Annotated in this window: 9 protein-coding genes; 8 read left to right on the plus strand and 1 reads right to left on the minus strand. The window is 60.2% G+C overall.

Translation table 11 applies throughout. The features are described from left to right. Positions 1-187: 187 nt before the first annotated feature. Positions 188-607, minus strand: coding sequence for a bactofilin family protein (locus VGP75_RS01600; RefSeq protein ID WP_327541981.1), 420 nt, complete (start codon positions 605-607; stop codon positions 188-190). A 189-nt stretch (positions 608-796) separates the two neighbouring features. Between VGP75_RS01600 and VGP75_RS01605 the strand changes: the two genes are divergently transcribed. The 8 genes from VGP75_RS01605 to VGP75_RS01640 all read left to right on the plus strand — a co-directional run bounded on the left by VGP75_RS01605 (position 797) and on the right by VGP75_RS01640 (position 12014). Then, positions 797-1738, plus strand: coding sequence for a phage tail tube protein (locus tag VGP75_RS01605; RefSeq protein ID WP_327541982.1), 942 nt, complete (start codon positions 797-799; stop codon positions 1736-1738). Positions 1739-1740: 2 nt separating this feature from the next. Further along, on the plus strand, positions 1741-2175 hold the full coding sequence (locus VGP75_RS01610; protein WP_327541989.1) for a phage-derived protein YdaY family protein: 435 nt from the start codon (positions 1741-1743) through the stop codon (positions 2173-2175). A 74-nt stretch (positions 2176-2249) separates the two neighbouring features. Then, positions 2250-2405 (plus strand): DUF7697 family protein, encoded by a 156-nt coding sequence (locus tag VGP75_RS01615; protein ID WP_327541983.1) that lies wholly within the window; start codon positions 2250-2252, stop codon positions 2403-2405. Next, positions 2398-4851, plus strand: a complete 2454-nt coding sequence (locus VGP75_RS01620) for a phage tail tape measure protein (RefSeq protein ID WP_327541984.1) — start codon at positions 2398-2400, stop codon at positions 4849-4851. The genes VGP75_RS01615 and VGP75_RS01620 overlap by 8 nt, the downstream gene beginning before the upstream one ends. After that, on the plus strand, positions 4844-6010 hold the full coding sequence (locus VGP75_RS01625) for a hypothetical protein (protein WP_327541985.1): 1167 nt from the start codon (positions 4844-4846) through the stop codon (positions 6008-6010). The genes VGP75_RS01620 and VGP75_RS01625 overlap by 8 nt, the downstream gene beginning before the upstream one ends. A gap of 362 nt (positions 6011-6372) precedes the next feature. Then, positions 6373-10440, plus strand: a complete 4068-nt coding sequence (locus VGP75_RS01630; protein ID WP_327541986.1) for a CheR family methyltransferase — start codon at positions 6373-6375, stop codon at positions 10438-10440. A gap of 410 nt (positions 10441-10850) precedes the next feature. Beyond that, positions 10851-11717, plus strand: a complete 867-nt coding sequence (locus VGP75_RS01635) for a phage BR0599 family protein (RefSeq protein ID WP_327541987.1) — start codon at positions 10851-10853, stop codon at positions 11715-11717. 39 nt (positions 11718-11756) lie between these two features. After that, the gene (locus VGP75_RS01640; RefSeq protein WP_327541988.1) at positions 11757-12014 is read left to right on the plus strand and encodes a hypothetical protein; all 258 of its coding nucleotides are present in this window, start codon (positions 11757-11759) and stop codon (positions 12012-12014) included. The last annotated feature ends 114 nt before the right edge of the window (positions 12015-12128 follow it).

Genomic DNA, 12128 nt, shown 5'->3' on the forward strand with positions numbered 1-12128 from the left:
GGTTCTTAAACCAGCCGTCAACTGCCATCGGGTCCGCCGGTATCATGGCGCGGGTTATGATTGTTCCGTCTTCATCAATGACGCATACAGAAATCTCTCTCAAAGATACGTCCAAACCTGCGTAATATGTCATGGTTGTTCTCCTTGTGGCTATCCATGCCATTAATCTACAGAACACGACGGGCTGCTACAGAGCGGCCGCCGCACTCACACCATGTGTTTGGGCAGATCGAGAGGCGACATTGCCCTCAATCATTGCTCCGGCCTCAATAACAAGCTTTTGTGTGACAATATCGGCCGTCACTTGTGCGGAGGTCTTGAGTGTCACTGAGATGGCAGAGATTGTGCCTTCGAGATGACCTTCAATTGTCACATTGCGGGCTCGGACATTGCCCTTGATTTTGCCATTCCTGGCAAGAACCAATGTATCGACGGTCAGATCACCTTCAAATGTACCACCGAAGTCCACAATACCGTCACTTGTCCATTCACCTTTAATAGTGATGCCCTCGTGCAGCACGGATCGACGGGTGTTAATGGCCGCTGCCTCCGCACCGGAAAGCGGGGACGGTGAGTTTTGGGAGTTATCTTGTGATTTGGCGAACATAGATCTGACAGCCTTCTAAAAGTCTTGGCTTAAGTGTTTGCATTTATGCGCAGCGGTCAAGCTGGCAAAACGATTATGGCGCATTCGCAAAATCTTTGAGGCACAGCTGCGCGACCACGCCGCATCCCGATTGCCGGTGCAATCGCGTGCCACACAACACGGACAATTCAGTGAGAAAAGGAATTCAAAATGGCACGAGCCCAAGGGGCGCGCGCGCAGATGGCGCTGGCGTTCGAGACGACTTATGGCACGCCGCCTGCCAGCGGCTTCACGCGGATGCCCTTTGCCAGCGCCACGCTGGGGGCGGAGCAGCCGCTCCTAAACAGCGAATTGCTGGGTTATGGCCGCGATCCACTGGCACCGATCAAGGATGCGGTGACGGCAGACGGGAATGTCATCGTGCCGATTGACGCGCAGGGCTTCGGCTTCTGGCTAAAGGCGGCCTTCGGGGATCCGACGACCACAGGCACAGCCGCGCCCTACAGCCACGAATTCCGCTCGGGTGGTTGGACCCTGCCGTCACTGTCGATTGAGACCAGCATGCCAGAGGTGCCCCGCTTCGCGATGTATTCCGGCTGCGTGCTCGATACGCTGAGCTGGCAGATGCAGCGCTCGGGTCTCCTGACCGCGACCGCGAGCTTGGTGGCGCAGGGCGAGGCCATTTCTGCCGCATCCACGGCCGGCACACTCGCCGATCTCGCCCTCCAGCGTTTCGGCCATTTCAATGGCGCGATCACGCGCAACGGCACGGCACTGGGTAACATCGTTTCGGCCGAGATCACCTACGCCAACAATCTCGACCGCGTGGAAACCATCCGCTCGGACGGGAGGATCGATGGGGCCGATCCGAGCATCGCGGCGCTGACCGGCCGGATCGAGGTCCGTTTCGCCGATCAGTTGCTGGTGAACCAAGCGATCAACGGCGATCCCTGCGAGATGAGTTTCGCCTACACGCTGCCATCGGGCGAAAGCCTGACACTCACCGCCCACGCCGTCTATCTGCCCCGCCCGCGCGTTGAGATCGCGGGGCCGCAGGGTGTGCAGGCCACCTTCGACTGGCAGGCTGCACGAGACGCTCTGATAGGGCGGATGTGCACCGTCACACTGATCAACAGCATCGAGGAATATTGACCATGCTGCGCCTGAACCTCGCCCGCGAGCCTTACTGGCTCGATCTTGGCCTTGGCGTTCGCGTCCGGATCGAACCGCTGACCACCGCGCTGATGGTCGCCGCACGCAGCGACCCCGCCGTACGGGGTCTGCCGGAAGGGACCAGCGACGATGAGATCGCGGTGATCTTTGGCAAAGTACTGGCAGACCGTGCCATTCTCGATTGGGAGGGCGTCGGTGATGCAGACGGCAATCCGACACCAGTAACGCCCGAAGGTATCGCAGCCCTGCTCGATATCTGGCCTATCTTCGAGAAGTTCCAGATGGGCTATGTCGCCCGGGGTCTGGAGCTGGAGCAGGAAAAAAACGGCTCCGCGCCCTCGCCGAGTGGGTCTACGGCGGGGGTGAAGGCTACTGCGCCGCGTGCACGCAAAACTGCGAAGCTTGCCCGCAAGTAATTCATGCACCGCGCACGCAGGAAGGTTGGCAGGTCTGGGATCTCGCCGGACGCCTTGGCGGCCAGATCCGGGCCGTGCCCGGTGTCGTGCTGGGCTGGGACATGGGTGCGGCACTCGCCATGGCCGAGGCGCTGAGGATCAGCCCGCGCGCAGCGGTCGAATTCCTTCCCGTCATTGAGGCGGTGATGGTGCGCAAACTCAACGAGCGGATGGCAGGACAAGATGACTGAAAAGCGTGTCAGTGTGCGCCTGTCCGCCACCGGCGGGCGGCAAGTGAAGGCTGAGCTGGAAGGTGTCGGCGAAGCTGGATCGCGCGGCTTTGGTCGGCTGTCGCGCGAAATGGAAGGCGCGAATACCCGGCTGGCCGCCTTTGCGCGGCGTGCCCGTGTGGCGATGGCGGCGGCAGCTGCTGCAATTGCGGCAGCGGCTACGGCGATGATCCGCTCTGGTCTGCAAACAGTGGATGCCCAGGCCAAGCTGGCCGCCTCGCTGGATACGACCGTTGAAAGCATTCAGGTGCTGGAACGCGCGGGCGATCTGGCGGGCGTGTCGATGGGTCAGGTGGAACAGGCCGCCATGCAGTTGACGCGACGGCTCAGTCAGGCCGCTGCTGGCACTGGCCCTGCTGCGGACGCGCTGGACCGCCTACGGTTGTCGGCGTCGGAGTTGCAGGCGCTCCCACTCGACCAGCGCATTGCGCTCATTCAGGACCGGCTGGCCGAGTTTGTACCAGAGGCCGAGCGCGCTGCAGTCGCTTCGCAACTCTTTGGCGATCGCGCCGGGCTGGTGTTCACACGCATCGACACGGCCACGCTGCGCCAGGCCACGCAGGATGTGCGCGATTTCGGGGTGGTGGTGTCCGATCAGGATGCCGCTCAGATCGAGCGGACCAATGATGCGATCTCGCGCCTCGGGCTGATCTGGCGCGGGCTGTCGAACCAGCTGGCGGTCGCCGCTGCCCCTGCGCTTGAATCTGTCGCCAACGCTATGGCGGCGGTGGCACGCACCACAGGGCCGCTCGGCATCGCAATTCGGACACTGTTCGAGAACCTCGGACGGCTGACAGCCTATGCCACAGGAATTGCTACCCTGATGGCAGGCCGGTTCGTCGCGGCCAAGATCGCGGCGGCGGTTTCGGTGCGTGGCCTCGCCATGGCGCTGGTGATCCTGCGCGGGGCACTGCTGCGTCTGCCACTCATCGGTCTCGTCGTCGCGGCAGGAGAACTGATCCATTGGTTTGGGCGGTTCGTGCGCGGTGCGGGCGGGTTTGGCAATGCGCTCTCGCTTCTGGGCGATCTCGCCCGCGAGGTGTGGGAGCGCATGCAGCTGGGTGCTGTCGCCATGGGGCTCGCAATCATGGCCAGCTGGGCTGAGATAAAGGCAGCGATCGCCGAGGCACTGCAAGCCTCACTGGAAACGGTGGTCAGTTTTGGCAATGCTGCACTGAACACCTTTCAAGGGGCATTTGATGCGATCAAGGTGCTCTGGGGCGCACTGCCAGGAGTGATTGGCGATTTCGCGTTCCAGGCAGCGAATGCACTGATCGCGGGCGTCGAAGCGATGCTGAACGGTGTCGGTGAGCGCATCAACGGGTTTCTGGACGGGATCAACGCCGGGCTCGAGGCGCTGGGGATCGAGCGGCGCATCTCGCTGATCGGCAATCTGGAACTCGGCCGGATCGACAATCCCTTCGCGGGATCAGCGGCTGAAGCGGGGACGGAGGCAAGTGCGGCGTTTCAGGCAGCGTTCAATTCCGAGCCCATCGCACTGCCGGATTTAGGGCTTGGTGCCTATGCAGAAGAGGCACGCAGTCAGGCCGAGGCGCTGCGCGCGACCATGGCGGGTGTGGTCGAGGCGGCAACAGCCCCGCTCGAATCCGTGGCCGCCCTGCGCGAAGCTGTCACTGCGTCAGGAATGGAGGCTGAAACTGCGCTCACAGGCGCGCGCACCGCCGCCGAGGGGCTGGAGGATGCGCTGGACGCGACCGGCGATGCCGCTGGACGCGCGGGTGGCGCTGGTCGCGGTGCTGGTCAGGCATTGCGCGAGGCGGCCGATACGGCGCGGGGGGCCTGGGAAGCGACAGCCGATGCGGTGCGTGCCGCCCAAGAACGCTCGCGCGAGATTGCACAAGGGCTGGCGCAGGACATCGTCGGGCCGATCAAGGAGGCGCTCAAATCAGGTGAGTTCACTTGGCAGACCTTCGCCAGCGCCGTCTCAACCATCGCTCAGAACCTTGCGAACCGGCTGATCGAGGCGGCCTTCAAACCGATTGAGAACGCGCTGATTAACGCCTTTTCCGGCATGGACGGCGGCGGTGGCTTCTTCGCGAGCCTCTTCGGCTTCGCGCGCGGCGGCGTTTTCGCTGGTGGTCAGGAACTCACGGCCTTCGCCCGCGGCGGTGTGGTCAACCGCCCCACGGTGTTTCCCTTCTCGCGCGGCATCGGGCTGATGGGCGAGGCCGGGCCCGAGGCGATCCTGCCGCTGCGCCGCGGTCGTGACGGGCGGCTCGGGGTGGAGATGAACGGCGGGGCCGCATCACAACCCGCACAGGACATGTCGACGCGCATCATCAATGTGCTCGATCCGTCTGTGGTCGGCGACTACCTCGCCACGGCCTCCGGTGAGCGGGCCATCCTGAATGTCATCCGTCGCAACCGGAGTGCGCTGAATGCCTGAGGCGGGAAACGTATTGCCGATATGGGCCTTCCCGGTGGCGCAGGAAATCACAGAAGTGCTGGAATGGCGCACCGACGTGCTGTCATCGCACGCGGGCGAACAGCGCATCGCGCTCCGGCCACGGCCGCGGGAGATCGTCACCTTCCGGCACAGGCTGGATGCGCTTGGCATGGCGCGGGCGGCGGAACTGGCGCGCGCGGGCTTTGCCGGAGACTGGAACGTGCCACTCTGGCACATGGCGTTGCAGCCGAACGCCGATCTGGTGCAGGGTGACACCGAAATCCTGATCCCGACAGGCCTCTCGGATTTGCGGGCCGGCGGTCTGGTGGCCATCGCTGTGGACGGCGGGGATGCAGCGGTGATGGAAATCGCTACGGTTCAAGCGGACTGGCTGATCCTGGCAGAGCCACTGGTGCTGCAGCTGCCGAGTCCAACGGTGGCCGCGCAGCGGATCACGGTCGCGCCAATCCGCGCAGGGATCCTGACCTCCCCCGTGGAGATCGCGCGCCGCAGGCAGGGTGATGGCACTGTCACGGCCAACTTCCTGCTACGCAATGCGCCAGAGATCGCTGCCCCGACCATGCCCAGTTATCTCGGCCGCCCGGTCCAGACCGATCCGAGTCTCGTTCGCCGCCCGCTCACAGCCAGCCTGCGCCGTGCCGTCGAGTATGTCGACAACGGCTTCGGCCCTGTCGTGGTGGAGCCGATGCGCGATGTCTTCGAACGCAATGAAACGATCACGCTGAAGGCGCAAGGCCCGACCGCACGCTACTCCCTGCGCCGCTGGCTCTGGTCTCTCCGGGGGCGGCAAGCCAGCTTCTGGCTCCCGACCTGGGGCTATGAGCTGCAATTGTGCACGGCCATGACCTCGGGCTCTGTGCTGATGCGCGTGGCACCGGTCGCATCACTTGATGCCTATATCGGCCGCCGGATCATGTTAGAAATGCCCGGCGCGCTGCGGTTTCGGACGATTACCGCGGCCAGCGCTGATGGCGCGGATCACCGGCTGACGCTGTCCTCGAGCCTCGGCGAACCGGTGCCGCTCACGACCAAGGTGCATTTCCTGACAACGATACGCTCTGATGCGGATCGGGTAGAAATTCAGCATGGGGCAGTCGCAAGTGAGATGACCCTGCCAGTAGTGGGGGTGGGGGCGTAAAAACCACGCCGGTGAACATCGGACTTGCATGACGGACAGCAATGTGGAGCTTTATGCTTTTCGCTGCATGCGTGCAAACTCCTTGCAGGTTCGGCATCACAAACGTTGAGGGCAGTAACCCAACTGAGGGCACCGCAGCGTTGCCCCTCTAGGCAAGTAGAACCGCGTCGACTCGAGGCACTTCACATAAACGGTAAGCAAGCAAGGAAATTTGGATTTACTGACTATTGACACCAAACATCGCCAACCGGGCTGGGTCCCGTCATGCGGTAGGTTTTGAGCAGGCGCGCAGCGAAGGCTCGGTTGACTTTAAAAAGGTGAAGCATCATGATTAGTCATGCCTTACGTAGGAGCTTTGATCTATGCCGCAAACGACCTACGTGGTTGGCTTGGGAGCATCCGCTGGAGGAATTCCAGCGCTAAAGGCTTTTTTCAGCCAGGCTCAGGATACGCCCGACACGGCTTTCGTTGTCGTGACCCATCTCAGCCCGACCCGTGAAAGCCTGTTGCATGAGGTCATAAGCCACTTCACGAAGCTGCCTGTCGAGGTCATCAAGGACGGGGATCCAGTCCGTCCCGGGGTTGTGCACGTCCTGCCCGAAGGCAACTCCCTGTCAATCAGTGATGGGCGTTTGCGTCTGCTGAAAACTGACCCCGCGCTGCGGGAGCGCAAGCCGATCGACGTGTTCTTCAGCGCCCTCGCCATCGATCAGCAGGAGCATGCGGTCGGGATCGTTCTCGCGGGGGGGGATCATGACGGCACGATTGGGGTGCGGGCAATCAAGGAACACGGAGGTATCACCTTTGCGCAGTTGACAGGCAGCAATGGGCCTGAGCATTCGGAAATGCCGGAAAGTGCGGTAGCCAGCGGATACGTTGATTTTGTCCTGCCGCCCGAACAGATTCCCAACAAGCTGCTAGAGTTGCAGAAGGCTGCGGCGGCGATTGGTGCAGAGTTGCGCCGCGGGGAGCTGGACACGACAGAGGCTGAGAGAAAGCGCTTGCAAGGCGATATTTGCGAACTGCTGCGCAATCATTCCGGTCGGGATTTTGCGGGATATAAGGTCAGGACCTTTTTTCGTCGGGTTGCACGGCGGATGCAGGTCGTGCAGACAACGAACCCCGAGGCCTATCTTGAGCGCCTGCGCAACGACCCGACCGAGGTGATGGCGCTGTTTCGCGATCTGCTTATCAGCGTCACAGCCTTTTTTCGAGATGAAGACGCCTTCGAGGCATTGAGCGTACACGTAATGCCATCGCTTCTGGCCAACCGTGGTACCGATGATACCGTAAGGCTGTGGGTGCCAGGCTGCGCTACTGGAGAAGAGGCCTATTCATTGGCCATCCTGATCCGCGAACATATGGATGGGTTTTCTGCCAGTCCGACGGTTAAGGTTTTCGCGACCGACATTGACACACACGCTCTGAGGGTGGCCAGGGCCGGGCGCTATCCTGGCCCTTTGCTCAAGAATGTGTCAGATGAACGGAAGGCACGCTTTTTCCGTCAGGATGGGGAAAGCTGGGTTATCGGCCCCGAAATCCGCGATATGTGCATCTTTTCCGCCCACAGTCTGACAGGCGATCCTCCTTTTGCCCAAATGGATCTTGTGTCGTGCAGAAATCTTCTGATCTATCTTGGAACAGAGCTTCAACAGCGTGTTATCCCGATCTTGCACTACGCGCTCAATCCAGGCGGATTCTTGTTTCTGGGTAATTCGGAAAGCCTGGGAAAAAACGATAATCTGTTCGCTGTCATCGACAAGAAGCACCGGATATTTAAGAGTCTCGACCTCGGCGACCGACGCCCCCGCATACCAATCCAGCTGTATGAGTTTCGCAAAAAAATACCGCAAAATCAACACAACGACCGGTTGCGGGGCGCGATCACTCACCGGGTACAAGAGCGAGCACAACATCAGATATTGGAGCGCCACAGTCCCGCGCATGTGGTTGTCCGCAGTGACGGCACCATCATTTTTTTCTCAGCGCGGAACCGGCAGTATTTCGAGACACCGCGCGGTGCCCCCAGCCAGCACTTGTTCGATCTCGTGCGGCGCGAGTTGCGGCAGGATCTGCGGTCTGCGCTGCGCGAGTCACTGGAAACTGGCAAACCCATCTTGCGCCGCACAGTTTTGCCTGAAGACGACGCTGCGTTGAACGTAGAAATGGTTGTAGAGCCCCTCAACAATAGCGAGATTGGGGAGACACAGTTTCTGGTAGTCTTCCGCTCCTTTGGCAAGCTTCCTTTCAGTGGCGGCAAAGCAGGCCAGCTGAGTGCGGCACAAGCGGATGCAGACGCATCCGAACGCGAGCTGCGCGAACTGAACGAACGTTTATCCTCGACGATAGAACAATACGAAACCGCTCTTGAAGAGTTGAGCGCTTCAAATGAAGAGCTGGTTTCGGTCAATGAGGAAGCGCAGTCTGGAAACGAGGAACTGCAAGCATCTAAGGAAGAAATGCAGTCGCTTAACGAGGAACTCAGCGCTGTAAATGCACAGTTGAGCGACAAGGTCGATGAACTCGAAAGAGTGAATACTGATTTGTCGAATCTTTATGATGCGACAGGTATTTCAAGTATTTTTCTGGACAAGGAGATGATGATCCGGAACTTCACCCCAGCTGCAGCGAAGTTCTTTAAACTGCGGAAGCCCGACATTGGTCGCCCACTGACAGAACTGGCCAGCACGGTGGAATATCCCGAGCTGGAGGGGGACATCCTACAGGTTTTCAAGACAGGCAAGCCGGTCGAGCATAAGCTGCCTGGGAAGGGGGCTCCAAGGCAACTTCTGTTGCGGGCTAACCCCTATTTGGACGGGGAGGTGATCACCGGGGTCGTCGTCACCTTTCTTGACGTCACGGACCTAATCCAAGCCGAAGAGCAGCGAGCTGTGCTGATTGCGGAAGCCGCCGAGCAAAGTACGCGATTAAAGGTGCTGGTTGATGCGGATGCCCGGAAGGCACGATTGATGGCAGTTCTAGCACATGATTTACGGACACCATTGGTTGCGATTCTTAGCAGTATCGATTTGCTACGCGACGACACGACGAAAGAAGCTATGGATATTATCGTACATCGACTTCAGCAGGAAGGCCACGGTATGCTGAACCTGATCGACGATGTATTGGCCTTAGCCAAGCTGAATGCGGGTGAGATACGGTTGCGGCCAGAGCCCTTCGCACCGATGGAATTACTCGTGCAGGTGGGCAATCTTGTGCAACCCGCGGCTGACCGCAATGGAACGCAGGTCGACGTGCATGCCGACTCCATGCCCATCTTGCTGGGCGATCTGACGGCGTTGCGACGGATACTGTTGAATTTTGCCACCAATGCCGTCAAGGCAACGCGCGGTGGTAGTGTTCAATTGTCGGCGACGCTCGATGTAACCGGTCCTACGGGAAATACGGTCACATTTTCGGTCAGTGATAACGGTTGCGGAATCGCCTCCGAAGATATTCCACGGCTGTTTCGCGACTTTGGGATGCTGGAGCGCGACGGGACAAACCAGGAAGGTACAGGTTTGGGCCTTGCCATATGCCGCAGACTGGCGAGTGCGATCGGAGCCGAGCTAGGCGTGGAAAGCACGCTTGGCAAGGGCTCCCGGTTCTGGCTGAACGTGACGCTGCCTGAGGCGGATAGCGCGGTGCCAGTTTCGGATGATGTGCACGACGACCCTGCAGCTGTTCTGGCAGGAATGCGGGTGCTGGTTGCCGAGGATCATGAAATGATCCGTCAATTGACCTGTGTAAAGCTTGCCAGCATAGGCATGCTGCCAACTGAGGCGGCCGACGGCGAAATCGCAGTTTCGTTGGCCGAGGCCGAAGAATTCGACATGATCCTGATGGACATGCATATGCCTTCACTTGATGGCGACAAGGCGGCTGCCCTCATCCGTCGTGGTGGCGGACCTTCCGCTCGGGCCCTTATTATCGGCTTTACTGCGCACCAGCCACCCCAGATTGCAGTGATGCTGAGCAATCTTGCATTTGATGGCTGTCTTCGCAAGCCGCTCGATCTGCAACAACTGGCAGCCTTGGCGCAGGGAGTTGCGCCGGCAGTACCCGAGTTGATTACAACGGAGAGCTTCGACAACAAAAAATTGAGGGAACTGCGCGAAATTGATGGCGGCGCACTGCTATCGCGGACACTCAAAAGCTTTTCAGCCGAGATCGAGGCGGTCCGGATCCAGTTGCCCATTCTGATCGGCAAGCGCGACACCTTCGCGATGGGCCGCCTGGTTCATAAACTAATCGGTGTTTGCGATGTATTGGGCGCTCAAACACTTTCCGCAGAACTGCGAAAATTCGTGGTTCTAATCCGCGCCGGGGACATCGAGGCATTGAAGGCGGCCATCGATTTGATTGATGATGTCATGATTAAGACGGGCGCGCATATAAACCAAATTTCTGCGGGTATTGGCCAATCATAGGTTGGGCAAGTGCTGATGAAGTGCAGTGCCTGCGGAGTGAGCGTTTGATCCACCAACCTCCTCTTTGATTGCGCGAGCCGTTGTTTGTGTGGCGAAGCTTATTAGCTGTTCTACCAACATTAAGGGCCCGAAAAGTGGCAGGCTGTAGTCAGTCTCTGCACCGAGTCGAAGCAGCCGTTTCGAAAAATACCGAGGGCCGAGCCCACTAACCGCAAACGGCCGCCCTTGTCGCCCACGCGCGGCTGCAAAACATACCGGCGCCCGCAGGGTCAGTTGGGGCTCCTAGCCGTTCTCTGACCATTTTGCTCAAGGATGCTACACAACTGCCCGATATCTTGCTTCCATCGGGACCGCGCGCTCATTTAGCCCGGCCCGCGCGCTTCGCACCATAGCCACAAAGCCCAAGCCTCATGACATACACAAACATTGAAGACTCTGTCGCCGACGGCCGCCCCTATTTCCTCTACCAGTTTGTCGAGGGCGATCAGGTTTGGCGTTTCACCAGCCAGGCCACAACCTGGACCAGCGCGGGCAGCGGAGGGACCGAGATTACCTGGGAGCCAGCCGCGCTAGCCCATGGTGATGTGGTGCAGACAAGTGAGATCGAACGCGGTCGGCTGGAACTGACTTGGCCGCTCTCGCATCCCTTCGCGCGGCGGTATCTCGCACCCATGGGCAACGCGCCGGTGACACTGACGATCTTTCGCGGCCACGAGCAGGTGCTGGGCGAGACGGTCGCGCATTGGAAGGGCCGCGTGGTGGGCGCGGAAGTCGAAGGTCAGCGCATCCTACTGCAAGCCGAGTCGATCTTCAGTACGCTGCGCCGCGCAGGCGTGCGGGCAAAGTACCAGCGCCTCTGCCGCCATGCGCTTTACGGGCGGGGCTGTGGACTGGACATCGCGCTTTCCTGGCTGACAGGCACAGTGACAGCCACCGCAAATGGCGGATCGACGGTGACAATTCCAGAGGCAGCTGGCGAACCGAGCGGGTGGTATCGTGGCTGGGTGCTGCGGTTCGGAACGCAACTCGGGTTCATCAATGGCCACTCAGCCGGGACCATAACGCTCTCGCGCCCGATGCCCGAACTGGCCGCAGCGCTCGCCAGCCCGGAGATCGACCCGGAGACGGGCGAGCCTGTGCCCGTACTGGCAGACATCGCGCCCGGCTGCGACCTGCGCGCCAGCACATGCGCTACCAAATTTGGCAACCTGCCAAACTTCGGGGGCTTTCCTGAGATCCCCGGCCGCAATCCCTTCGGTGGCGGCTCCATCGTCTGACGCGCTCCCGCGGCGGCAATCTGCAAACGGCACATCCTCATGGTCTGGAACTTCATCGCACAGCTCGTTCTCGGGCTGGTGCTCTCGGCAATCTCTTATGCGCTGAGCCCGCGCCCCAAGGTCGAAAAGCCTCTCGCTGCGGGGCTCGATGATTTCAGCCTGCCGACCGCTGAAGAAGGACGGCCTATTCCGGTCATCTTCGGCACCGTGCTGATCACCGGGCCCAATGTGGTTTGGGCTGGGGATTTGCGGGTTGATCCCATCAAAAAGAAAGGAGGGGGTATGAATGATTTGTGAGCGACCAAACGCCCTGAATTTGCTACTGAATTTGGGGAGGCGGATAGGTCTCAGGCTGGATTGTTACGTAGGGCATTGCGACCCTGTAAAGGAGCTTAGCCTTCGCCTGTTTCC

The sequence above is a fragment of the Yoonia sp. genome, assembly GCF_036007805.1.
Classification (GTDB): domain Bacteria; phylum Pseudomonadota; class Alphaproteobacteria; order Rhodobacterales; family Rhodobacteraceae; genus Yoonia.

Excerpts from the sequence above, each read along its gene's own strand:
- VGP75_RS01640 (WP_327541988.1), top strand. The coding sequence starts at position 11,757 with ATGGTCTGGAACTTCATCGCACAGCTCGTTCTCGGGCTGGTGCTCTCG.
- VGP75_RS01600 (WP_327541981.1), bottom strand. The coding sequence starts at position 607 with ATGTTCGCCAAATCACAAGATAACTCCCAAAACTCACCGTCCCCGCTT.
- VGP75_RS01630 (WP_327541986.1), top strand. The coding sequence starts at position 6,373 with ATGCCGCAAACGACCTACGTGGTTGGCTTGGGAGCATCCGCTGGAGGA.
- VGP75_RS01625 (WP_327541985.1), top strand. The coding sequence starts at position 4,844 with ATGCCTGAGGCGGGAAACGTATTGCCGATATGGGCCTTCCCGGTGGCG.
- VGP75_RS01635 (WP_327541987.1), top strand. The coding sequence starts at position 10,851 with ATGACATACACAAACATTGAAGACTCTGTCGCCGACGGCCGCCCCTAT.
- VGP75_RS01610 (WP_327541989.1), top strand. The coding sequence starts at position 1,741 with ATGCTGCGCCTGAACCTCGCCCGCGAGCCTTACTGGCTCGATCTTGGC.
- VGP75_RS01605 (WP_327541982.1), top strand. The coding sequence starts at position 797 with ATGGCACGAGCCCAAGGGGCGCGCGCGCAGATGGCGCTGGCGTTCGAG.
- VGP75_RS01620 (WP_327541984.1), top strand. The coding sequence starts at position 2,398 with ATGACTGAAAAGCGTGTCAGTGTGCGCCTGTCCGCCACCGGCGGGCGG.